The organism is Prauserella rugosa (assembly GCF_000719975.1).
Lineage (GTDB): Bacteria > Actinomycetota > Actinomycetes > Mycobacteriales > Pseudonocardiaceae > Prauserella > Prauserella rugosa.
The window spans coordinates 133,689-157,648 of record NZ_JOIJ01000007.1 but is presented as its reverse complement, the minus strand read 5'-3'; the positions used below and the strand labels follow the sequence as shown (position 1 = coordinate 157,648).

The 23,960-nt window shown below is 70.4% G+C and carries 18 protein-coding genes and 1 tRNA gene; 4 read left to right on the top strand and 15 right to left on the bottom strand.

Annotated features, from left to right (window positions below; all coding sequences use genetic code 11):
- Positions 1 to 56: 56 nt before the first annotated feature.
- Complete coding sequence (locus tag IF64_RS0112210; RefSeq protein ID WP_030532193.1) at positions 57 to 923, top strand: alpha/beta hydrolase family protein; 867 nt, start codon at positions 57 to 59, stop codon at positions 921 to 923.
- Between the two features lie 603 nt (positions 924 to 1,526).
- Here the strand turns inward: IF64_RS0112210 and IF64_RS0112205 are convergent.
- Positions 1,527 to 1,600: transfer RNA gene (locus IF64_RS0112205), tRNA-Thr, on the bottom strand.
- Positions 1,601 to 1,731: 131 nt separating this feature from the next.
- On the opposite strand from IF64_RS0112205, the gene IF64_RS0112200 reads away from it, so the two are divergent.
- The gene (locus tag IF64_RS0112200; RefSeq protein WP_030532192.1) at positions 1,732 to 3,390 is read left to right on the top strand and encodes a hypothetical protein; all 1,659 of its coding nucleotides are present in this window, start codon (positions 1,732 to 1,734) and stop codon (positions 3,388 to 3,390) included.
- 82 nt (positions 3,391 to 3,472) lie between these two features.
- Here IF64_RS0112200 and IF64_RS0112195 read toward each other — a convergent pair whose 3' ends face one another.
- From IF64_RS0112195 to topA, 4 genes are all read right to left on the bottom strand, one after another.
- A complete protein-coding gene (locus IF64_RS0112195; RefSeq protein ID WP_030532191.1) occupies positions 3,473 to 4,663 on the bottom strand; it encodes a DNA polymerase III subunit delta' in 1,191 nt (396 codons plus the stop codon).
- Complete coding sequence (locus IF64_RS0112190; protein ID WP_145600491.1) at positions 4,660 to 6,960, bottom strand: bifunctional MFS transporter/dTMP kinase; 2,301 nt, start codon at positions 6,958 to 6,960, stop codon at positions 4,660 to 4,662. Before IF64_RS0112190 ends, IF64_RS0112195 begins: the two co-directional genes overlap by 4 nt.
- A 118-nt stretch (positions 6,961 to 7,078) precedes the next feature.
- Positions 7,079 to 7,630 (bottom strand): hypothetical protein, encoded by a 552-nt coding sequence (locus tag IF64_RS0112185; RefSeq protein WP_051757771.1) that lies wholly within the window; start codon positions 7,628 to 7,630, stop codon positions 7,079 to 7,081.
- Between the two features lie 128 nt (positions 7,631 to 7,758).
- Positions 7,759 to 10,596: a type I DNA topoisomerase gene (gene topA / locus IF64_RS0112180; RefSeq protein ID WP_051757770.1), complete on the bottom strand. Its 2,838-nt coding sequence runs from the start codon at positions 10,594 to 10,596 to the stop codon at positions 7,759 to 7,761.
- 357 nt (positions 10,597 to 10,953) lie between these two features.
- Between topA and IF64_RS0112175 the strand changes: the two genes are divergently transcribed.
- A complete protein-coding gene (locus IF64_RS0112175; protein WP_030532187.1) occupies positions 10,954 to 11,706 on the top strand; it encodes a MerR family transcriptional regulator in 753 nt (250 codons plus the stop codon).
- Between the two features lie 143 nt (positions 11,707 to 11,849).
- Here the strand turns inward: IF64_RS0112175 and IF64_RS0112170 are convergent, their stop codons facing one another.
- Positions 11,850 to 12,485 carry a hypothetical protein gene (locus IF64_RS0112170; RefSeq protein WP_051757768.1) on the bottom strand — a complete coding sequence of 212 codons (636 nt, stop codon included), beginning with the start codon at positions 12,483 to 12,485 and terminating at the stop codon, positions 11,850 to 11,852.
- A 203-nt stretch (positions 12,486 to 12,688) separates the two neighbouring features.
- Positions 12,689 to 14,971 carry a sodium-translocating pyrophosphatase gene (locus IF64_RS0112165; RefSeq protein WP_030532185.1) on the bottom strand — a complete coding sequence of 761 codons (2,283 nt, stop codon included), beginning with the start codon at positions 14,969 to 14,971 and terminating at the stop codon, positions 12,689 to 12,691.
- Between the two features lie 241 nt (positions 14,972 to 15,212).
- Here IF64_RS0112165 and IF64_RS0112160 point away from each other — a divergent pair, with 241 nt between their 5' ends.
- Positions 15,213 to 17,630: a DEAD/DEAH box helicase gene (locus IF64_RS0112160; RefSeq protein ID WP_030532184.1), complete on the top strand. Its 2,418-nt coding sequence runs from the start codon at positions 15,213 to 15,215 to the stop codon at positions 17,628 to 17,630.
- On the opposite strand, the gene IF64_RS0112155 is transcribed toward IF64_RS0112160, so the two are convergent.
- From IF64_RS0112155 to ssd, 8 genes are all read right to left on the bottom strand, one after another.
- Positions 17,600 to 18,235, bottom strand: coding sequence for a bifunctional DNA primase/polymerase (locus IF64_RS0112155; protein WP_030532183.1), 636 nt, complete (start codon positions 18,233 to 18,235; stop codon positions 17,600 to 17,602). The two genes, IF64_RS0112160 and IF64_RS0112155, sit on opposite strands and share 31 nt — an antisense overlap.
- A 412-nt stretch (positions 18,236 to 18,647) precedes the next feature.
- Positions 18,648 to 19,112, bottom strand: coding sequence for an Rv3654c family TadE-like protein (locus IF64_RS0112150; protein ID WP_084705816.1), 465 nt, complete (start codon positions 19,110 to 19,112; stop codon positions 18,648 to 18,650).
- Positions 19,102 to 19,467: a TadE family type IV pilus minor pilin gene (locus IF64_RS0112145; RefSeq protein ID WP_030532181.1), complete on the bottom strand. Its 366-nt coding sequence runs from the start codon at positions 19,465 to 19,467 to the stop codon at positions 19,102 to 19,104. Before IF64_RS0112145 ends, IF64_RS0112150 begins: the two co-directional genes overlap by 11 nt.
- 137 nt (positions 19,468 to 19,604) lie before the next feature.
- On the bottom strand, positions 19,605 to 19,832 hold the full coding sequence (locus IF64_RS26560; RefSeq protein ID WP_030532180.1) for a DUF4244 domain-containing protein: 228 nt from the start codon (positions 19,830 to 19,832) through the stop codon (positions 19,605 to 19,607).
- Positions 19,833 to 19,870: 38 nt separating this feature from the next.
- Positions 19,871 to 20,590: a type II secretion system F family protein gene (locus IF64_RS0112135; protein ID WP_030532179.1), complete on the bottom strand. Its 720-nt coding sequence runs from the start codon at positions 20,588 to 20,590 to the stop codon at positions 19,871 to 19,873.
- Positions 20,587 to 21,405 carry a type II secretion system F family protein gene (locus IF64_RS0112130; protein WP_030532178.1) on the bottom strand — a complete coding sequence of 273 codons (819 nt, stop codon included), beginning with the start codon at positions 21,403 to 21,405 and terminating at the stop codon, positions 20,587 to 20,589. The genes IF64_RS0112135 and IF64_RS0112130 overlap by 4 nt, the downstream gene beginning before the upstream one ends.
- A complete protein-coding gene (locus IF64_RS0112125) occupies positions 21,399 to 22,625 on the bottom strand; it encodes a TadA family conjugal transfer-associated ATPase (RefSeq protein ID WP_084705814.1) in 1,227 nt (408 codons plus the stop codon). The genes IF64_RS0112130 and IF64_RS0112125 overlap by 7 nt, the downstream gene beginning before the upstream one ends.
- Positions 22,622 to 23,758, bottom strand: coding sequence for a septum site-determining protein Ssd (gene ssd, locus IF64_RS0112120; RefSeq protein WP_211252569.1), 1,137 nt, complete (start codon positions 23,756 to 23,758; stop codon positions 22,622 to 22,624). Before ssd ends, IF64_RS0112125 begins: the two co-directional genes overlap by 4 nt.
- Positions 23,759 to 23,960 lie beyond the last annotated feature (202 nt).

Sequence of the window (23,960 nt, the reverse complement as noted above, 5' to 3'; positions counted from 1 at the left end):
GTGAGCAGGCCCGAGGTAGGCACCACCGGACCACACCCGGATCACGAGGAGGAACAGTGCGACGAACGAAAGTGACGACGCTGTTGTCGGCAGCCGCGTTGGCGCTCGCAACCGCCGTCGCAGGACCGACGACGGCGCTCGCCCAGGACGCGAGCCCGTACCAGCACGGACCGGACCCGACCGAGGACAGCATCGAGGCGCCGCGAGGGCCGTTCGACGTGGACGAGACCTCGGTCTCCAGCCTGGTCTCCGGCTTCGGCGGCGGAACGATCTACTACCCGACGGCCACCGACGAGGGTACGTTCGCCGCGATCGCGATCTCCCCCGGCTACACCGCGGGCCAGTCGAGCATCGCGTGGCTGGGCCCGCGGCTCGCCTCGCAGGGCTTCGTGGTGTTCACCATCGACACCAACAGCCGGTACGACCAGCCCGGCAGCAGGGCCGACCAGCTGAACGCCGCCCTGGACTACCTCGTCGAACGCAGTGACGTCAGCGACCGGATCGACCCGGAGCGCCTGGGCGTCGCGGGTCACTCGATGGGCGGCGGCGGTTCGCTCGAGGCCGCGACCGAGAACTCCGACATCGACGCGGTCGTGCCGTTCACGCCGTGGCACACCACGAAGAACTTCTCCGGTCTGTCCACGCCGACGTTCATCATCGGCGGCGAGAGCGACTCGGTGGCGCCGGTGTCGCGGCACGCGGAGCCGTTCTACGAGTCCATTCCCGACAGCACCGACAAGGCCTACATGGAGCTCGGGCGCGCGAGCCACTTCTTCCCGAACTCGCCGAACACGACCATGGCGAAGTACACGCTGTCCTGGTTCAAGCTGTTCCTCGACGAGGACGAGCGGTACGCCCAGTTCCTGTGCCCGGCGCCGGACGACTCGGCGATCTCCGACTACCGGGACACCTGCCCGTACTGACCTGCCCGGCAGGGGGTAAGGAACAGGGGCCGTCCGCGACGCGGGCGGCCCCTGTTCGTCGCGTTCGGGTGTTCCTTGGCCGGCTCGAGCAGCAATCTCACTTCGGTCGTCGTACCCGGTGAACGGACTCTGGAGCCGAGCAGGTCGTCCGGGCTTGCCGAGGGATGTGCACCCTCGCCGTCTCCACGGGGACCCGGCGCGGCGAGCTCACCCAAACAGGCGAACCTGACCGGCCGACCGCCAACGGAGACGGAAAACCGCGCGCGAACCAGCACCCCCACCCCGACCGAAGCGCGGCAACCAACCGAGGCCCCTGCCCCCAAGAACCAAAGCCGAGCAAAACCCGACCGAACCAAGCGCAGCGAAGCGAGCCACTCCAACGCGCCCACCACCCCGACACCCGCACCCCAACCCACGCAGAACACCCCAGGAGCAACCCCGGTGACCAGGCACAACAACGCAAGACTCGGACCGGAGGCGATCGACGATGGGGGTCCGGGGAACGCCCCGGGCGGGGTCTGGGGGTTGCACCCCCAGAAGACATTGCGAGGCCCGAAAACAGCGAAAGCGCCCCCCGCGCTGAGCAGGGGGCGCCTTCGGGCGAGCCGCCTAGGGGAATCGAACCCCTGACCTACGCATTACGAGTGCGTCGCTCTGGCCGTCTGAGCTAAGGCGGCACGGATCGTTGTCCGTATGTCTGAAACTATACCGGAGGTTCGTGCGTCACCAACGACCCCCTCCCTCGTTATCGGTTCAAGAAGCCTTCGGTCCGCCCCGACCGGCTCCGCTCACTGGAGGACCCACCACGATGCGACGACGTTTGGCCCGCTCGGCAGCGCTGCCGTTGGCGGCCGCCATGGTCGTTCTGACCGCCGCCCCTGCGGCCGGACAGCCGACGACACCGGTACCCGAACCTGCGAATCCGGACTATCCGCCCGCGTCCCAGGAGGACAAGCCGAGGGGCCAGGCCGTCGGCGAGGCCGGGACGGCTCTGGGCATGGTGCGCCTGTTGCCCGAGTCGGTGCCGACGAGTTCGATCATGCCGGGCGCGCAGGAGGACCTGCCGAAGCAGTCGGCGTTGGAGGGCGGCTTCGGCCTGTCCAGTGCGCAGGCGAACTCGGAGTCCTACCTCAGCTACGAGCGTTCGATCGCGTCCGCCTCGCCGGCGGGCCTTTCGATCGGGGGCAATGCGCCGACCACTCCGGGGTCGGTGACGCAGACGGCGCTTCCGGACAACGAGAAGCCGGTGTCGTCGGGCATCAACGCCCCGGACAACCCGCTGATCAACGTGAGTGCCCTGAACGGCACGGCCCATGCGCGCTGGAGTGAGCAGCGCGGCCCGTGCGTGGGCACGATCTCGGACGCCTCGACGTCGACGGCGAGCGTGTCGCTGCTGAACACGATCCCGACGATGCCGGACATCGGTCAGCTGGCCGACGCGGACGCGAGTGCGAAGAACGCGCTCGGCCGGTTGGGGTCGCTGGCGAACCTGGGCGGGTTGCTGTCCGGCCAGCGCACGGCCGACGCCCAACCCGCCGCCGACGGTACGGGCTCGCTGGTCAGCGCTCCGAACACGCTGTCGACCCGGTCGACGGTCCGGCTGGTCGACATGCCGGGCACCGACCGCAAGGCGGTCGAGTCGACGTCGACCATGCAGGGTGCCGACATCAACATCCTGAAGGGCACGCCGCTCGGGTTCACGGTGAAGATCGCGAGCCAGCCGACGCTGCGGGTGCTGTCGACGGGTGAGGCGAAGACCTCCGAGGTCGAGTACACCGCGCCCATGTTGACGATCGAGCGGAACGGCAAGGAGCTGTTCAAGCTCGACGCGGCCAACCCGACCGCCGACATCCCCATCGGCGTGCCCACCGACGAGCTGAAGAACACGCCGGGATACGAGCAGGTCAAGGACGTGCCGGTGATCGGCGACGCCGCCGAGTTGGCCAGCGGTGGGGTGAAGGCGCTCAACGACACCGCGGCCGAGCGGGTGCTGGATCTGGGTGTGCTGCGGCTGAGCATCGCCGAACTCACCAAGCGCGGCAGCGACCGGACCGAGCCGTTCGAGGGCTACCAGCAGGGCGCCTCGGCCCGCCTGCTCGACCTGCAGATCCTGCCGACCAAGCTGTTGAAGAACCTGCTTCCCGACGACGCGGCCGACAAGCTTCCTTCGTCGCTGGCCCAGGTGTCGCTGGGCGAGCAGGTGGCGCGTGCCTTCGCGCCGAAGGGCGGCGTGGACTGCAGCGTTCCCGAGCAGCCGGCGCCGCCGAAGGGTGGCGGGGCCGCTCCGCCCGCGGCTCCCGACAAGTTGGCGCAGACCAGCGGCGCCTACGCCTCGGTGCCGATCTTCTGGACCGGCACGGCGATGCTGCTGATCGGCGCGGTGCTGGTGGCGTTGGCGCCGGGCAGGCGAGGCGGCCTCACGGGCGCATCGACGCCGACGAAGCCCTCGCCGCACCCCCGCGAGTGACACGGAGTGACTGAAACCCCCAAGGGCCCCATGGTCGCGTTGAACGCGACCATGGGGCCCTTGGGAGCTTTAAACCGGAGGGTCAGCCTTCACGCAGGGTCGTGATCATCGCCTCGACAGCGATACGCGGTTTGACGTTCCAGGTGATGGCGTCGCGGCATTCGAGCACGGCTTCGAGCCGCCGCAGGGTGGATGCGGGCGTCCACTCACGCGCGGCCTCGCGGCTCTGCTCGGCGTGGTCCGGGTGGTTCAACGCCGCGTTCGCACCGCTCGCGGTCACGAGAACGTCCCGATAGAAGCCGGCGAGGTCGATCAGCGCCAGGTCGAGCGTGTCGCGCTGGGTACGGGTGGCACGCGACTTCTGCCGCTTCTCCAACTGCTTCACGGCCGCATCCGCCGACCGTTTCGCCGCCGCCACGCCCTTGCCGGTACCGCCGGAGCCCATGGCGGTGCGCAGTTCCTCGGCCTCGGCCTCGTCGCGGGCCTTGCTCTCGTCCGAGGCGTCGGACTCGGCCGTCTTGATCAGGTCGTCGGCGCTGGTGAACACGTCGCCCGCCCTGCGAAGCCCCAGCGGGATGCGCAACACCGCCTCCCTGCGCGCGCGTGCGGCCTCGTCGGTGGCCAGCCTCCGCGCCCTGCCGACGTGACCGCCGCACACCGAGGCGGCCCACTGCGCGGTCCGCTCGTCGACCCCGTCGCGGTCGACGAGCACGCGGGCGATCGCCTCGGGCTGCGGGGTCTGCAACGTGACGAGCCTGCACCGCGAACGGATGGTCACCGACACGTCCTCGGGGTGGTCCGACGGCGCACACAGCAGGAACACCGTCCGGTCCGGCGGTTCCTCGACGGCCTTCAGCAGCGCGTTCGACGCACCCTCGGTCAGCCGGTCGGCGTCCTCGATGATCACGACCTGCCACTGCCCCGTCGTCGGCCTGCGCGCGGCGGCCTGCACGAGCGAGCGCATCTCGGCCACCGAGATCGACAGACCTTCGGGAACGACGAGCCGCACGTCGGCGTGGGTGCCGGCAAGGGCGGTGCGGCAACCGGTGCAACCGCCGCATCCGGTGCCCGTCGAGCACTGCAGGGCAGCGGCGAAGGTGCGCGCAGCGACCGAACGACCCGACCCGGGCGGCCCGGTGAACAGCCACGCGTGGGTCATGCGCCCGCTGTCGGTCGTCTCACCGGACACCAGAGCGGCGGCAGCGGACGCGGCCGACTGCAACGTCTCGACGGCCGTTTCCTGGCCGACGACCTGCGACCACACCGACGTCACGACGCCGTCTCCTGCGCCTCCCGGCCGGGGTTCTGCTGCCCACGCTGCTCCGCGGACGCGGCCATCGCGGGCTCCGCCGCTGCCGACTCAGCCGACTCCGCGGACTCGGCAGCCTCCTCAGCCGTCTCAGCCGGTTCCTGTTCTGCCGCACCGGCTCCGCGCTTGCCGCGCTTCCGGCCAAGGCCGTTGACCCGGCCGGCGAGCGCGCACTGCACGGCGGTTCGCACGCGGTCGGAGACCTCGTCGGCGGTGCAGTCCGCATCGACGACCACGTAGTGCTGGGGATCCGACGACGCCATCTCGGCGAGCAACTGCTGCACACGCCAATGATGCGCGGCCGAGGACGCACCGCTCACCTCACCCCCGGCGGCGCTGTGTGCCGGGTCGGTGTCGAGCAGGACGGTCAGGTCGGGCCGCATGCGTGCCGTCGCCCAGTCGGCGAGCCCTTCGAGTTCCGACGCGTCGAGCCCGGCCACCGCCGACAGGTGCGCGAGCGGCGAGTCGACGAAGCGCTCCATCACGACGATCGCGCCCGCGTCGAGCGCGGGCCGGATGTCGCGTTCCACGATGTCGGCGCGCACGGCCGCGGCCGCGAGCGCCTGCGCACGTGCGCTGGTCAGCGCCGCCCCCGACACCAGTCCCTGCAACCGCCGGTCGTCGAGTGCCGGGTCCGTGGCGAGCACGACCTTCCGCTCCCCCGTGCGCAGCGCATCGGCCAGCCGTGCGGCGTGCGTGGCGGTGTCGGTGGTGCTCGTGCCCTCCAGCGCGATCAGCAGGCCGTTGACGCGGCGTGGGCGCCTGCGGATGACGTTGCGCAGGTCGGCGAGGATCGGTTCGCTGCGGCGGGAATCCATCTGCCGGTAGGCGATGATGCCGACCAGCGCCGCGAGCAGACCACCACCGAGCAGCACCGGACGCGTGCCGTCGATGGTCAGTTCGCTGCCCCAGACGTCGATCTTGCGCGGCTGCACCAGACCGATCAACAACGGAACTGTGGCCGTCGACCCGAAGATGATGATCTTCAGCAGCGACTGGTAGATCGCGTTGATCCGGCCGCGCATCGCGTCGTCGATCTGCGAACCGATGATCGTCACGCCGGTGAGGAAGCCCGCTCCCGCGCATCCGCCGACCGCGGCAGCGGCGACGAGCGACACGGCCAGGTGCGGCGAGAGCGCGACAACCATCAGTGCCATCCCCGCGAGCACGATGCCCACGCCGAACAGCCGGTCGTGCGGCAGGCGGCGCGCGAGCTTCGGCACCATGGCCAGCCCGCCTGCGGCGCCGACGAACACCGCGACGAACAACAGGCCGAACGACGAGTCACCGCCGCCGAGGCTGGAGGAGTACGGCTTGGCCGCGCCGATCACGGCACCACCCGCGGCGAACGCGCCCATCATGCCGATCAGCAGCCCGCGGACCAGTTTCGTCCTGCGGATGTAGCTGAAACTCTGGCGCACCATCGCGAAGAAGCCGACCTTGGCGCCCTCGGCAGGCTCGGGCTCCGGTTCGGTGCGGGCCGACGCCGGCACCGGATGGACGTTGCGGAGCGACAACTCCGGGATCCGCGTCGCGATGAGGATCGCACTGGCCAGGTACAGCAGCGCGTTGATGAACACGACGGCGTTGGCGACACCGAACTCGCCGAACGTCTCGGGTGAGATGCCGAGCGTCGTCTGCACACCGGTGAGCACCGAGTACAGCCCCGCACCGCTGACGACCGCGAGCCCGTAGGTCATGAACAGGCCCAGCTGGTTGGCCGTCTCCACCTGGTCGGGCCTACGCAGCAGGTTCGGCACCGCCGCGTCCTTCGACGGGATCCACATCATCGCCGCCGACCCGGCCAGGAAGTTGGCCACGAACAGCCAGATCGGTGATCCGACGATCGGGATCGAGAACAGCAGCGCGAACCGCGCGACGTCCGCGCAGATCATCACCTTCCGCCGGTCGAACCGGTCGGCGAGCAGCCCGCCGAGCGGAGCGAACAGCAGACCCGGCAGCAACTGGGTCAGCACGACGCCGACGAACGCGAAGTTCTGCAGCAGGTAGTCGTTGGTGTACTTGGTGACCAGACCGGTGAGGCCGAGCATCGCGAGCCAGTCGGCCACGCTGCACAGGTACGTCACCGCCCACAGTCGGCGGAACGGCCGGATCGCCAGCACGCTGCGCGCCCTGCGCAGCGTCGACATCTCCTGCTGCGCGGGGTAGGCGTCCTGAGCCGAGGTGCTCTGCGTCGACGTGCCCTCGCCGGATGCGTCGACGTTCTGCGTCCCCTGAGCTGCCTCGCTGATGTGCCCCACCCCACATGACCGGCGCCGCCTGTCCCGTCAGCGTATCGCTGCACCAGGCAGCCTCGCCGGAGGACCAGCGAAAACACCCGGGGTGAACGGTCACGGACCGTGCGTCACCGCGAGGAGGTCAGGAGAAGAGGCCCGCGATGCTCTCGACGAAGCTCACGACGAACTGGATCGCCACGATCACGAACACCACGAGCAGCACCAGCGCCACGAACAGGCCGGTCGAGGCGTTCGACGGTTTGCGCACCGTGAGCCGCTCGTTCAGGGGCTTGGCGACGGTCGGCTTCTGCCTCCTGCGCAGCATGCCCGGCATCAGCTGACCCCGCATGCGCGAGAGGATCCGCCCGCGACGCTCCTGTTCGATCTCCTCGGTCGGCTGCGACGCGGCAGGCGTCTCCGGGACGTCGCCGGTGCCGTCGTCCTGCTCCGCCGGAGCCTCGCCCTGCTGCCGGTTCGCCGCGGCCTCCTCCTCGGCCAGCGCCGCGGCGACCTTGCTGCGCAGGCTCTCCAGATCGGGCGCGGTCGGCTGGGCGGGCGGCGACACCGGCGACGTCGGCGGTGTCTGCGCACCGGATGCCGCCGTGTCCCCGCCGTACGTCGAGTCCGAACCGGTCAGCGAATCGCCGTACGTCGGCGCCGACTCGAAAGCCTGGGTGCCGTCTCCGCTGGCCACGCGTCCTCCTCCTACTGCCCGTCTGCGACACGTCGAGTGCCCGATGTCAGGGTAGCGGGCCGATCACGCCGCGCATCCGCCAAGAGGACGACGACCACCGTCACGCACCGCGTTTCCACGCGTGCGGGCTACTTCTTGCTGCTCGTGGCCTTCTTCTTCGTACCGCCCGAGCTCGACGACCCGGACGAGCTCGACTTCTTGCGGCTCGCCGGCTTCTTCGCAGGACCCTTCGCCCGCTTCTCGGCCAGCAGCTCCTCGGCGCGTTCCTGCGTGAGGTCCTCGACGCTGTCGGACCTGCGCAACGACGCGTTGTACTCGCCGTCGGTCACGTAGGGGCCGAAGCGGCCGTCCTTGACGACGATCGGCTTGCCCGAGACCGAGTCCTCCTTGAGCTCCTTGAGCGGCGGCTTCGCGGCGGCCTGCCTGCCCCTGCGCTTCGGCTCGGCGTAGATCTTCAACGCTTCCTCGAGCGTGATGTCGAAGATCTGCTCCTCGGTCGACAGCGACCGCGAGTCGGTGCCCTTCTTCAGATACGGCCCGTACCGGCCGTTCTGCGCCGTGATCTCCTCGCCCGACTCCGGGTCGGTGCCGACGACCCGGGGCAGCGACAACAGCTTCAGCGCGTCGTCGAGGGTCACCTCGGCGATGTCCATCGACTTCAGCAGCGACGCGGTGCGCGGCTTCGGCTTGGCGGCCTTCTTCGTCGACTTCTTCGCCGTGGTCTTCTTGCCCGACCCGGACTCGGCGGTCGCCTCCTCTGCGGGCTGCTCCTCCTCGGGCTCGGGCAGGATCTCGGTGACGTAGGGCCCGAACCGGCCCTCCTTCGCCACGATCTCGTGCCCGGTCTCCGGGTCGGTGCCCAGCACGCGACCTTCCTGCGGCGTCGCGAAGAGTTTCTCGGCGATCTCGAGTGTCAGCTCGTCCGGCGGCAGGTCGTCGGGCAGGTTCGCCCGCTGCGACGTGCCGTCCACCTCGCGCTCGAGGTACGGGCCGTACCGGCCGACCCGCACGACGATGTCGCGGCCGTCGGCGTCGGTGAACATCGGGATCGAGTTGATCTCCCTGGCGTCGATGTCCTCGACGCTCGAACCGACGAGCTTCTTCAGTCCGCCGATCCGGCCGACCGAGCCGTCGACACCCAGCTCCCCGCCGAAGTAGAACCTCGACAGCCAGCTGGTGCGCTCGTCGTCGCCGCTGGCGATCCGGTCGAGCTCGTCCTCCAGCGCGGCGGTGAAGTCGTAGTCCACCAGGCGCTCGAAGTGGCGTTCCATCAGTCCGACGACCGAGAACGCGACCCAGGACGGCACGAGCGCGGAGCCCTTCTTCCACACGTAGCCGCGGTCCTGGATGGTCTTGATGATCGACGCGTACGTCGAGGGGCGCCCGATGCCCAACTCCTCGAGCTTGCTGACCAGCGCGGGCTCGCTGTAGCGGGCGGGCGGCGACGTCGCGTGGCCGTCCGGGTCGAGCTCGGTGGCCGTCAGGCCCTGGCCCTCGGACAGCTGCGGAAGGCGCTTCTGCTTGTCGTCGGCCTCGCCGCCCTCCTCGGTGTCGACGGACTCGACGTACGCCTTGAGGAAACCGGGGAAGGTGATCGTGCGGCCCGACGCGGAGAACACGCACTCCTCACCACTGGTGGCCGTGCCGGTGATCTTCACCGACATCGTGGTGCCCTTCGCGTCCGCCATCTGCGACGCGATGGTCCGCTGCCAGATCAGCTCGTAGAGCCGGAACTCGTCGGTCTCCAGCTCGCCCGCGACCTGACCCGGGGTGCGGAACACCTCACCGGCGGGCCGGATCGCCTCGTGCGCCTCCTGGGCGTTCTTGACCTTGCGGTTGTACTGCCGCGGCCCCTTCGACACGTACTCGGAGCCGTACAGGTCGGTGGCCTGGCTGCGCGCGGCCGACAACGCCGCCTCCGACAGCGTCGTCGAGTCGGTACGCATATAGGTGATGTAGCCGTTCTCGTAGAGGCGCTGCGCGATGCGCATCGTGCGCTCGGACGAGAACCGCAGCTTGCGGCCGGCCTCCTGCTGCAGCGTCGAGGTCATGAACGGCGCGTACGGCTTCCGCGTGTACGGCTTCTCCTCGACACTGCTGACGGTGAGGTCCCTGCCGCCGAGCGCCTCGGCGAGCCGGTTCGCCTCGGACTCGTCGAGCACGCGCACCTCGGACGAGGACTCCTTGAGCCTGCCGTCCCAGCCGAAGTCGCGTCCGGTGGCGAGGCGCGCCCCGTCGACGCTGGTCAGCCGGGCGGGGAAACTCCTCGGTGAGGCGTCGGCACCGGCGTCCATCGTGGCCGAGATGTCCCAGTACGACGCCGACGTGAACCGCATGCGCTCGCGTTCCCGCTCGACGATCACACGCGTGGCCACCGACTGCACCCGGCCGGCCGACAGCTTCGGCATGACCTTCTTCCACAGCACCGGCGAGACCTCGTAGCCGTAGAGCCGGTCGAGGATGCGGCGCGTCTCCTGGGCGTCGACCAGGTCGGAGTCGAGTTCGCGGGTGCTCTCGGCCGCGGCGCGGATGGCCTCCGGCGTGACCTCGTGGAACACCATGCGGCGGACCGGGACCTTGGGCTTGAGCGCCTCCAGCAGGTGCCAGGCGATGGCCTCGCCCTCACGGTCGGGGTCCGTGGCGAGGTAGAGCTCGTCGACGTCCTTGAGCAGGCCCTTCAGCTCGGTGACCGTGGACTTCTTGTCCGTGGGAACGATGTAGAGGGGCTCGAAGTCGTTGTCGACGTCGACACCGAGGCGCGCCCAGGGCTGGCCCTTGTACTTGGCGGGGACGTCGGCGGCGCCGCGGGGCAGGTCGCGGATGTGGCCGCGCGAGGACTCGACGACATAGCCGTTGCCGAGGTAAGGCGCGATCTTCCGCGCCTTCGTCGGCGACTCGACGATCACCAGTCGCCGGTTGCCGTCACCCGAGCTCTCGCCGCTCTTCTTCCTCGTCGTTGCAGCCACGCTGTCCCGCTTCCTCTGGCTCAGTGTCGGACCCGCCAGTGTGCACGTTGAACGTCCACGATGTCTGCCCAGGTTCCGCAACACGCCGATCCCGACGTGTCAAGTGGTTCGCCCGATCCTTCCCTGATGTTTCCATGTCACCACAGGGGCGCCGCCGTGCCACCCCCACGGTGGCGGGCGACCGGCAGGTAAGCGTGTGATGTAGCGCTCACCCGGCCGGGCGGCGGCCGTATCCCTATGGGACGTCCCCCGGCGCCGAGACATTCCCGCCCGGCACTCTCGCCAGACATTCCCGCCGCGAACGGGCGCGAATCACGACTTGAAGTTGACGCTACGTCAAGCCCTACCGTCATCGGCATGGCTTACTCGATCGCACAGGTCGCCAGGATGGCGGGCATCACCTCGCGCACCCTGCGGCACTACGACGAGGTCGGCCTGTTGCCGCCCGCGTTCACGGGCTCGGGCGGCTACCGCTACTACGAGGACCGCCAGCTACTGCGCCTGCAGGAGATCCTCGTGCTGCGGGAACTGGACCTGGGGCTGGACGAGATCCGGGACGTGCTCGACGGCGATACCGACCGGGTGCGCGCACTGCGGGCACACCACGCGCGGCTCACCGCCGAGCGGGACCGGTTCGACCGGCTCGCCAGGACGGTGCAACACACCATCGACACGCTGGAAGAAGGGAGAGCAGTGAACGCACAGGAGTTGTTCACCGAACTCGCACGCGACGACGCGCGTGCCCAGGAGCTGGCGGCCGAGGCCGAACAGCGTTGGCCGGGCGCGCAGGAGACCAATGCGAAGGTCAAGGGATGGCCGGACGAGAAGTGGCAGGCCGTGCAGCGCGAGGGCGCCGAGGCGACCGAACGCGTTGCGGAACTGATGCGCGCGGGTGTGGCCGCCGACGACCCACGCACGGTCGACGCCGTCGACGCACACCACCGGTGGATCCGGTACTTCTGGACACCGGATCGCGAGTCCTACGTCGGCCTCGGGCGGCTGTACGTCGACGACGAACGCTTCGTCGACTTCTACGACCGCATCGAGCCGGGACTGGCCCGGTATCTCGCCGATGCCATGGCCACGTACGCCGAGCAGCGCCTCTCGTAGATCTCGTCGTCGTAGATCTCACCGCGAGCAGCGCTGGTTCCGGCCGATCACGCGAGGGCTGATCACCCCGCGCGGACTCGGAACGGCCCGGGGAGCCGCGGATCCTCAGACCGAACTCGGGCAACAGTGGCGGGGCGCGAGCGTCAGGAGTGCGGGGCGATGCTGGTCCTGCCGCCCGAGGTCAGCTGGACACAGGTGTCGGCCCGCGTGCTCGCCTCGCGCAGCGTGGGCACGTCGTCGAGTCCGCCGACCAGTTCGAGACCACCGATGCGGTCCAACGTCTCGCGCACGGCCCCGACCGCGTCCGCGCCCTTCTCGCGCAACGCACGCTGGGCGTCCGCCGCGTGGTCGCGTACGGCGGTGTAGGTCTCGATGGTCGAGTGGCGCAGTCGCTTCGCCCCCTCGACCCGCAACTCGCCGAGGTTGCCGAGCCGTTCGAGTGCGCTGTCCAGCCCGTCGATCATGACGGTCAGCAGCTCCGCCGACGTGGCCGTCGTGCGCTGCGGTGTGCTCGTGTCGATGTCGGGCATCCGGCTGGCCGAGTGGACGACCTCGGCCGCGGCCTGGCAGTAGTGCTCCACCCAGGACACCGCGGCCCTTCCCCCTGCCGCGTCGCCGTCCTCGTCCCTGTCGTCCCTGTCGTCGCTGCTCGTGGGACCGGTGGTGCCGGTACGTTGCGCGGCGGATCTGGTGTCGGAGGCCTGGCCGCACCCGGCGAGCAGGGCGACCCCGAGGACGCCGCTCACCACGCCGATCGCCGCGAACCTCCGCGCGCCCACGTCGCCCCCTTGGTCACCGTTCGCATTCCTGCCTGAGCGGACAGTACCGTCCGGCGGCCGTACGACGCCGCCGGACCGGACGGTCACGTACCTCACGATCTCGCGGCGGACACTACGGGCGACACGGAAAAGCCCTCAAGGCCCGGCCCGGCCACCGATGTGCGGTGACCGGGTCGGCCTCGAGGGCCCGGGATCGGCGGTGGTCAGGCGTTCGTCGTCGCCTCCGCCGGGGTTTCCGTCATCACCGAACCGCGACGCTTCGAGATCACGATCGCCGCGACGATCACCGCGACGGCCACGATCGCGAAGACGATGCGCAGTGCCGGCGAGGCGCTGTCGCCGACCGTCAGCTGCACGACCGCGGGCGCGATCAGCAACGACACCAGGTTCATCACCTTCAGCAGCGGGTTGATCGCCGGGCCCGCGGTGTCCTTGAACGGGTCACCGACCGTGTCGCCGATGACCGTCGCCGCGTGCGCCTCGGAGTTCTTGCCGCCGTGGTGTCCGTCCTCGACGAGCTTCTTCGCGTTGTCCCACGCACCACCGGAGTTGGCGAGGAACACGGCCATCAACGTGCCGCACGCGATCGCACCGGCCAGATATCCGGCCAACGCGCCCGTGCCGAGGCCGAAGCCCACCGCGATCGGGGCGAACACGGCCAGCAGACCCGGGGTCGCCAGTTCCCGCAGCGAATCGCGGGTCACGATGTCGACGACCTTGCCGTACTCGGGCCGCGTCGTGCCCTCCATGATCCCCGGGATGTCGCGGAACTGCCTGCGCACCTCGTAGACGACGGCGCCCGCCGCCCGTTCGACGGCGCTCACCGCGAGGCCGGAGAACAGGAACACCACGGCCGCACCCACGACCACGCCGACGAGCGTGTTCGGCGAGATGATGCTGTCGACGAACGAATCCGGTACCGCGTCGCCGACCGTCCTGCCCACGTCGGTCAGCGCCTCCCGGATCGCCGACGAGTACGACCCGAACAACGCCGTCGCCGCCAGCACCGCCGTCGAGATCGCGATGCCCTTGGTGATCGCCTTCGTCGTGTTGCCCACCGCGTCGAGCTCGGTGAGGATCTGCACGCCCTCACCCTCCTCGAGATCGCCCGACATCTCGGCGATGCCCTGTGCGTTGTCCGACACGGGGCCGAAGGTGTCCATCGCGACGATCACGCCGACCGTCGTCAGCAGACCCGTTCCCGCGAGCGCCACGGCGAACAACGCGACCGCACCGCCGAGCAGGTACGCACCGAACACGGCCGCGCCGATCACCAGAGCCGTATACACGGCGGACTCGAAGCCCACCGAGATACCCGACAGGATGACGGTCGCCGCACCCGTCTCCGACGTCTTGCCCACGTCCTTGACCGGCTTGTGGTCCGTACCCGTGTAGTAGCCCGTCAACCAGAGGATCAGGCCGGCCAGTGCGATACCGATCAGCACCGAGATCGTGGCGATCACGGCCGGGTTGCCCGGCGCTCCCTCGAACGAGCTCGGCAGGAACACGAACGCCGCGATGGCCGACAGAACCGCCGAGATCGCCGCCGAGATGTAGAACGAGCGGTTGATCGTCGTCAGTGCACTCTCACCGGCCCTGGCCTTGGTGATGTAGATGCCGATCACCGCGGTGATCACACCGATGGCGGGGATGATGAGCGGGAACACCAGACCGTCGCCGGTCGCACCGAAGGCCGCGCTGCCGAGGATCAACGCCGCCACGAGCGTCACGGCGTACGACTCGAACAGGTCCGCGGCCATGCCCGCGCAGTCGCCGACGTTGTCCCCGACGTTGTCGGCGATCGTGGCCGCGTTGCGCGGGTCGTCCTCGGGAATGTTCTGTTCGACCTTGCCGACCAGGTCGGCACCCACGTCGGCGGCCTTGGTGAAGATGCCGCCACCGACACGCATGAACATGGCGATCAGCGCGGCACCGAATCCGAAGCCCTCGAGCACCTTGGGCGCCTGACCCGCGTAGACGAGCACCACGACGGCCGCACCGAACAGGCCGAGACCGACCGTGATCATGCCGACGACGCCGCCGGTGCGGAACGCGACCCGCATCGCCTTCTCGCGACCACCGGATTCCCTGGCGGCCGCCGCCACCCTGACGTTCGCTCTCGTCGCCAGCCACATGCCCAGGTAGCCGATCGAGAACGAGAACACCGCGCCGATGAGGAAGAACAGTGAGCGTCCTATGCGCTCGTTCCAATCCTCCGCGGGCAGCACCAACAACAGCAGGAACACGACCACGCCGAACACGGCCAGTGTCTTGCGTTGTCGGTTGAGATAGGCAGCGGCACCCTCCTGCACAGCGGTGGCGATCTCGCGCATCCGCTCGGTGCCCTGGTCTGCCGCCAGGACCTCCTTGAGCAGGACATAGCCGAGTACCAGTGCAGCAAGGGCGATCACAGCGACCACGGCGACTATGCCGTAGTCACCTCCGGCCAGCTCCGGAGAGCTGGCCGCGAGGAAGTGCCGGGACATGCGTCCTCCTGAAACGTCGCCTACGCCAGCAGCGACGGCAGTCGCGAACGCTGCCGCGAACTCCACTGTGTCGACGCTGACATGGGATGTGCACCACTTTTTACGTTGTTCGACGGAGTGTATTGGTATGGGAGTCGATCACGGGAGCCCTGTCGCGGGACGAATACCCGGCGTACAGGTGTGTCACCGATCACTATCGGGTGATGAAGGCTGCTGACGGCGGTGTGTCATCCTCGAACAGATGAACGACGCCTCGCACTCTCGCGCACGCGCACTCCTCGCGCGCGCGACCGCGGGCATCCCCGAACACCGCAACCCGGTGACGCACGTCGCCGACCTGCCCGCGCGGCCCGAACAGGTCACCGAATGGCCTGAGTGGACTCCCGCGGAGGTCGTCGATGCCCTGCAACGCACCGGGATCACGCAGCCGTGGACGCACCAGACGTCCGGGGCGTCGGCGGCATGGGACGGATCGGACGTCATCGTGGCCACCGGCACCGCGTCCGGGAAGTCGCTCGTCTACCAGCTGCCCGTGCTGTCCGCGCTCGTCACCGACCCGGGCGCGACCGCGCTGTATCTCGCCCCGACGAAGGCCCTCGGCGCCGACCAGTTGCGCTCGATCACCGAGCTCGGCCTCGACAGCGTCCGCGCCGCCTCCTACGACGGCGACACCCCGCGCGAGGAACGCGACTGGGTGCGCCGACACGGGCGTTGGGTGTTCAGCAACCCGGACATGCTGCATCGCGGAATCCTCGGTTCCCACGCGCGCTGGGCCTCGTTCTTCCGCAAACTCCGCTACGTGGTCGTCGACGAGTGCCACAGCTACCGCGGCGTGTTCGGCTCCCACGTGGCGCTGTTGCTGCGGCGGCTGCAGCGCGTGGCCCGGCATTACGGGGCCGAGCCGGTGTTCGTCCTCGCCTCGGCGACCACGGCGGATCCGGCGGAGTTCGCGCAACGCCTCACCGGGCGGCCGGCTGCCGCCGTGACCGAGGACGCCTCGCCTCGCGGCCCACGCACGGTGGCGTTGTGGGAACCGCCGCTGCTCGACGAGCTGACGGGCGAGAACGGGGCGCCGGTTCGCCGGTCGGCGGGCGCGGAGGCGGCGCGGATCCTCGCCGAGCTGGTGATCGAGGGAGCGCGGACGCTCGCGTTCGTACGATCGCGCCACGGCGCGGAACTGACCTCGCTCGGCGCGAAACGCATTCTGTCCGAGGTGGACCCGGAGTTGGCGGACACGGTCGCTGCCTACCGGGCCGGGTTTCTTCCCGAGGAGCGACGGCGACTCGAGAAGGACCTGATGGAACGCCGCCTGCTGGGCGTGGCGACGACGAACGCGCTCGAACTCGGCGTGGACATCTCGGGGCTGGACTCGGTCGTGCTGGCCGGGTATCCGGGAACGCTCGCGTCGTTCTGGCAGCAGTCGGGACGCGCGGGGCGCGCGGGGGACGACGCGCTGGTGGTGTTCGTGGCGCGGGACGATCCGCTCGACACCTACCTGGTGCACCACCCGCACGCGCTGCTCGACCGTCCGGTGGAGACGGCAGTGCTCGACCCGGCCAACCCGTACGTGCTGGCACCTCAGTTGGCGTGCGCCGCGGCCGAGCTACCGCTGAAGGCGGGCGAGCTCGACGCGTTCGGCGGCGAGGAGGCGCGTTCCGTTCTCGACGCGCTCGTGGCGGACGGGGTGCTGCGGCGCAGGCCGAGCGGCTGGTACTGGACGGCGCGTGACCGTCCGCAGTTCGATGTGGACATTCGTGGGTCCGGCGGTGAGCAGGTCGCCGTGGTCGAGGCGGACACCTCGCGCATGCTGGGCACGGTGGATCCGGGTTCAGCCTGCGGAACGGTCCACCCCGGCGCGGTGTATCTGCACCAGGGTTCGTCCTATGTGGTCGACGACCTCGACCTGGAGACGGGTGTGGCGCTCGTGCACGCGGAGGATCCGGAGTGGAACACCTCGCCGCGTGAGGTGGTCGACATCGAGGTACTGGCCACGCACCGCAAGGAGCGGTTCGGTGGCGTCACCGTGTGCCTGGGCGATGTGGCCGTGACCTCGAGGGTGGTCGGTTATCTGCGCAGGCTGCCCTCGGGTGAGGTGCTGGACCAGGTGCCGCTCGACCTGCCGGAGGAGGAGCTGCGCACCAGGGCGGTCTGGTACACGATCAGCGAAGACCTGCTCGAGGGGATCACGTGGCCAGATGGCACGGACGAGAGTCGCAGCAGGGCGCCGGGTGGCGCCGGGGTCGAGTCGGCGCGCCTACCCGGCGCCCTGCATGCTGCCGAACACGCGGCGATCGGCCTGCTACCGCTCTTCGCTACGTGCGACCGGTGGGACATCGGCGGGGTGTCGACCGCTCTGCACGCTGACACCGGGGAGGCGACGGTGTTCGTGCACGATGGTCATCCCGGGGGTGCCGGTTTCGCCGACCGCGGCTTCGCCGCGCTCGTCCCCTGGTTGGCCGCTACGCGGGAGGCGATCGTCTCCTGCGAGTGTCCGGCGGGGTGCCCGTCCTGCGTTCAGTCGCCGAAGTGCGGGAACGGCAACGAACCGCTGGACAAGGCGGGGGCGGTGACCGTGCTCGACATCGTGCTCGGGGCGGTCGGCGATGGCGAACACGGCCACGGGGTCCTTCAGGCCACGGACGGGGCCGTGGCGGGCTGATCCTCGAGCGGCTGGCCCTCGGTGGCGACCGGGGCGTCGGCGTGCTCGCCGAGGAGTGCCCGCACGAGCACCTCGTGCACCGTGGCGGCCGCGGGCAGACGCCATCCCCAGATCGCGGGCTTGACGCGCCAGTGCACGACGCCCTGCTCGTACGGGGTGGGCGGCAACGGCACATAGCTGCCTTCGCCGTGCCAGGTGACGTCCGTGTGGCCGGCGAGTGCCGAGTGCAGGGCGCCACCCGACGCGGTGAGGAACAGCCAACGGCCGTTCGGCATCGCGACGATCGGTGCCGGATGTCCCGTCACCCGCAGCAGCGACGCCGCGCGGCGGCCGAGTTCGTCACCGACCTCGAGTGCATCCACCATCGTGCCGGTCGCCACCAGCAAGCTGCACGGCTTGCCCGTGAACCACGCGGCGACCTGACGGGGATGCGCGCCGAGACGCTCCTGCCAGTCCGCGTGCAGTGGCTCGGGGTGCGCGCCCTCGTCCGTGGGGACGGTGCCCGGCAGAATCGGCCAGCCGCGCTCGGCCAGGCTGATCGCCTCGGCGCGCAGCTCGATCCGGAACGAGCCACGCCAGGCGTCGGGCCACTCCATGTCCAACATGTCTTGCTCAAGCCTCCTGAAAACCCGCACCGCTTCGTTCGCGGTGTCTGATCTCACTTAACGGCAAGTTGCAGCGCCGACACCAGGGGCGGTCGACAACTGGCCCCTCCCGGGCGACGAGTGAGCACCGACACAACGGTGCAGCCGAACGTCGCACGCCGGTCATCGGACGTGATCGCCGACCGACGTGCCGCTCGTCGCGCCACGCCACCCCGTCATCACCGCACGCACCCGGCGCTGACCTGCTGCTCCTCGCCCGCCGGGCGCTCGTCGGTCGGTCGTCGGTGGCCGTCTTGCCCCCTTCCCATCTCGTTCGTCCGGCTCTGCGGCGTCGCCTCCGCCCGTTGCCACCACGCGGGTACGTACCGCTCACCGCGCCCGGCCGACCGCTGCCCGCCGTGCGCGCCACCGATCACCGGCCGGCCGAGCCGGTTGGGTCATCGGGTGGAGTTGGCTCGCCGGGTGGGATTGGCTCGGCGTCATCGGAGTCGTCGGTGCCACCGCCGCCCGGGTCGTCCGGGTGGTCATCGGCGGGACCGGCGCGGGCACGGGCGGTCACCGGTCCGAACGGGGCGAGCAGGGGCGCTCCGTCCGACTCGACGATCACGAGCGCGTCGGGACCGCGCACTCGACAGTCGGCGAGTCGTACCCGCATCCGGTCGGTGACGGTCTCGGCGGTCTCGCACGGCCGGTCGACTCCGTGATCGATCCGTCCGGCCGCGGCCAACGCCGCGAGGTCGGCGGCGTTGGCCACCTGGTGCCGCACCGTGGCGACATGTCCGAACAGCCACAGGCCTCCCGCCACCGCCAGAAGCGCCACGACGGCGACGGCACCCCACACGGTCGCGAATCCGTCATCGGTGCCCCTACGCGTCATCGCCGTTGCTCACCTCGCTCTCGGAGCCTGGTTCGCGGACTGCGTACGCATCGGCCGACACGTCGATGCCGGGGAGAAGCCCGCCGAGGGCCGCTGCCCGAACGGTGACCGAGATACCGGTGCCGTCCTCGTCGACGGTGAGGACGGCACCGTCCGGAGCGAGCCGCCCGACGCTCTCGTGGGCGCGCGCCTCGTCACCGCGCCCGAGCAGGCGGGCGGCCTCCCCGGCCGCATCAGCGCAGCGAAGCTGGTCCAACATCGCCGCGACCGTGCTGAGCAGCAGACCGACGACTACCACGAGCGAGCACACCGTGATCGCGCCTTCGACCGTGACCGCACCGCGATCGCCGGACAATCCACGGCTTGCGGCGCTGCCCGTCGGGAACCGGTGATCGGAGGGACCGTCGCGTGCCGCCCGGTCTCCCGGCGGCGAGCCGACCGCAAGACCGTGCGGGCGAACCGGAGCACGGGTCGTTATCCGGTGTGGACACATCACAGATCCACCGACAGTGCGTCCTCGATGATGGACGTCAGCATGGTCGTGACCGAGTCGCCGGTGACGACCATGTACAGCACGGCAGCGAGCGCGGCCGCGGCCAAGGTCCCGATCGCATACTCCGCCGTCGACATCCCCTCCTCACCGCGAAGAACACTCTCCTTTGTGGACCGACCGGGCCCGTGGAACACGGCTCCGGACACCAGCTGGAAAAACGACGTCATACTCGTTCCTTTCCTTGTCTCGCACGGTTCTCGAATCATCAGAAGGACAGTTGGCTCGCCATGCCGATCACCACCGGCGCGATGCCGAGGCAGAGAAAGGCAGGCAGGAAACACAGTCCGAGCGGGCCCGCGACGAGCACGCCCGCCCGCTGCGCCCGTTCCTCGGCCAGGTCGGCCACGGCCGCACGAGCCCGGCCTGCCATGTCCTCGGCAACGCCGGCCAGCGCGCTTCCCGACCGGGAGGTGCGGCACGCCGCGTTCGCGAGTTCGGTGGTGGCCGAACAGCGCCGTGCGGGTTCCCAGGCCTCACGAGGCTCGGCGCCGAGGGCCAGCAGGTCGGCCGTCGCACGTAGAGCGTCGGCCGCGTCGGGGTGAGCAGCGGGCGCGACGGCACGCACCGCTGTCGGCACCGGCATTCCGGAGCGCAGGCACGCTGCGAGTAGGTCACCGGCGACGGCCATCGCGAGCGGGTCCGCGTCCCGGCGCTCGCCGTGGGTGCGCAGTCTTCGGAATCCGAACCCTGCGCCGACGCCGGCCAGCGCTGCGAGGACACCCGCTCCGATGAGGAAGGTCAGCAGGGCGACGAGACCGCCCACGGCAACGGCCGCGAGGTCCCCGCCGAGTGCGTGTCGCCGGCGGCGTGGTGCTGCTCGCTCGGGACTCCGCGCCGACGGGAGAACGGTGCGCAATCGCTCGGCCGGTGCGTACGGCAGCGTCAGCAGCGCCGCACCGAGCACGGCACACGCGGCCGCGGTCATCGCGGTGCCGCCCTTCCCGTGATCGCGGAGGTCCAGTACACACCGCCGAGCACCAGGGCGGCCCCGACCGTGAACAGCACCTGCCCTACCGCCGTCGTCGCCAACACGGTCAGCGGTTCGGCTCCCATGGCCTGCCCGAGCAACAGTCCCAACACCGGCAGGCCCGCGAGCATCAGTGCACTCGCGCGCGGGCCCGCCATCCGAGCCTGGAGTTGGGCCGCGAGCCGGGCACGTGCGTCGACGTCTCGATGCACCGCGTCGACGACATCGGCGAGCGGCAGGCCGTGGCGGCGGGCCAACGACCACGCCGTTCGGAGCCTGTTCAACGCGGTCGTGCCGACCGTTTCGCCCTCCTGCGCCCGGCCGACCTCCGGTTCACCGCCGAGCCTGGCCGTCGTCGCCATTGCCTCGAGTGCGGCCGCAACGTCCGCGTCGGCGTCCTGTGCCGCCGCCTGGGCGGCGTGGGCGGGATGCGCGCCGGCACGCAGATCTCCCGCCATGGCGCGGAGCGCCTGGGCGGTACGGGCCATCGTCCGTACCGCCGTGTTCGTCCGCTGCTTCGACCTCACGTGCACGTGGACAGCGGTGCCCAGGAGCAGGACCGCGACGGCCGCGCCCGGTCCCACCCACGCCAGCGCCACGCCGGACACGGCACCTGCGGCCAGCACGGCTCCGCCACGTCCACGCAGCCGTCTCCGCCACACACGATGGCGTCCCGGCTCAGCACCGCGCAGTGATCCGAGCCGGTCGCGAACGCGCGGGCCCGGCCAGACGGTCATGGCTGCGGCGACCAGGACGAGGGACGTCGTCACCATGGCGGCTGCACTCCCCGCGCACGCAGCAACTCGCCGAGCCGCTCCCGCTCGTCGGTCCATCCGTCCGGACGCCACGCGGGCCGCACGACGACGCCGTCGGGCACACGGCGAACGACACCGATCTCCGTCAGCCGCCGGCGCCCGTCCTCCTCACGAGCCATGTGCAGCACGACGTGCACGGCGGCGGCGAGCTGACTGTGCAGTGCCGACCGGGAGAGACCGCCGAGCGCTGCGAGTGCTTCCAATCGCGCAGGAACCTCGCTGGGCGAGTTCGCGTGGAGGGTGCCCGCACCGCCGTCGTGGCCCGTGTTGAGCGCGTTGAGCAGTTCGACCACCTCGGCGCCGCGCGCCTCACCCACGACGATCCGATCCGGCCGCATGCGCAGCGCCTCGCGGACCAGATCGCGCAGACTCACCTCACCTGCGCCCTCGACGTTGGGCGGCCGTGCGACAAGACTGACCAGCTGCGGGTGAGCAGGCCGGATCTCGGCGGCGTCCTCGACGCTGACGATGCGTTCCTTCGGGGAGACCCCGCCGAGCATCGCGGCCAGCAGGGTCGTCTTGCCCGACCCCGTCGCTCCGCTCACCACGAAGGCGAGCCGCGCGGCGATGATCGCCTCGAGAAGGGCCAGTCCGGAGTCGTCCACTGTGGAGGAGCGTCGCAACGAACGGAGGTCGTGCACGGCGGGCCGCAGGACGCGCAGGGACAAGCAGGTGCCGCCGGAGGCGACCGGGGGCAACACCGCGTGCATACGCACTCGCCCGTGCGGCACCGAGCCCGGCAGCCATCCGTCGACGAAAGGCTGCGCGTCGTCGAGTCTCCTTCCCGCGGCCAGCGCGAGACGTTGCGCCAGCCTGCGCACGGCCTCTTCGTCGGGGAAGGTGATGTCGCTGCGCCGCAGGCCGCCCGTTCCGTCGGTCCACACCTCGTCGGGTGCGGTCACCAGCACGTCGGTGACGGAAGCGTCGTCGAGGAGCGGTTCCAGCGGCCCCGCGCCCACGAACTCGTGGCGAAGCAGCCTGAGCGCGTCGAGCACGTCGAGGTGCCCCGCCACACCCGAGCTCTCGGCCCGGACCGCCTCGGCGACCGAATGCGGATCCGTCGCGGAGCCCGAGTCGGCGATGCGCTGGCGCACCCGGTCGACGAGCTCGGGAGCGTGCAGGCGACCGGACGCCGGCCCGGAGCCCCGCCGCAGGTCGGCAGCATTGTGGCGGGTCATGCCGCCTCCAACGAGCGCAGAACACTGCGTGCGGCGGTGGCGAGTCTCCGGCGCCGCCGCGGCGCGAACGTGCCGCGCTCGACGTCCCTGGCGATCCGCCGGTCGGCAGGCGCCCACGCCAGCAGCGGCACTCCCACGGCACCGGCGATCTCGTGCGGCGTGAGACCGTCGGGGGACGGTCCACGCACGAGCAGGCGGGTTCGCGGCCGCGCGTTGCCGAGCCGGTCCAGCACACGCCTGGCCGCGACGGACGCGCGCAGGCGGGCGGGCACCACGAGTACGACGAGGTCGGCGGCGTTCAACACCCGGTGCCCGGACGGTCCGACGTCCCGAGGCAGATCACAGACGACCACGCGTCCCGCGCGCACGCCCGCGTCGACGACGGCGGCCGCGGCCTCGGGATCAGGGCCCACGCCACCGCGGTCGCACGACAGCACGCTCACGTGCCCGTCGCCGTACGCGGTGGCGGGGAGCGCCTCGTCGAGTGCGGACATGGCCAGCCGTCCTGCGCTCACCCGAATGTCGGGCCAGCGGAGGCCGTCGGCGGACTCCGTGCCCAGAACGAGATCGATGCCTCCGCCGAGCGGATCGCAGTCCATGAGCAGCGCGGGCGCACCCGACTGGGCGGCCGCCGCGGCCACCGACGCGGCGAGCACCGACGCCCCGGCACCGCCACAGCCGCCGATCACCGCGACCACCCGACCGCGATCCGGACTCGGTGCCTCGGCGAGGTCGGCCAGCGCGGCGAGCAGTACGCCCTCGCTGTCCGGCAGGGCCACCACCTCGTCCGCACCGAGCGCGAACGCCCTGCGCCACAGACTCTGCGGCGGTTTACCGCGACAGAGCAGGTACACCCCGTCTCGCCTGGCCATGCCGGGAACACCGGAGACCACGTCGTCGTCGACCAGCACGAGCGCGGCGTCGTTCCAGTGATCGGCCGCAGCGGCGAGGTCGGCGACGACCACCGGCTCACACGCGACCGCCGCCGCATGCCTGCTGACCTCCTCCAGCACCGGACCGTCACCCGCGACGACGAGCACGCACCCGCGTACGTCCCGGTTTTCTCGGCCTTCACGCCGGTTCCCGTCCGCGGAATCCGTGAGATCGGCGCCCGCTCGGACCGTCAGTTCCACTCTGTCCCCCTCGAATTCGCTCTGTGACCCTCGAAGTTCGGCTGTGCCTCCACGTTCGAGGAGCTCGAGCGGCCGAGGAAGGGGCGATTCGCCAACCTGTGGACAACTGGGTCGTTGTGGATAACTCCGACCGGCAACCCGAGCGCGGCAGCCGATCGGAAGCAGGAACGGGCCGGAGGAATCGGGAAAACAGCGCCACGAA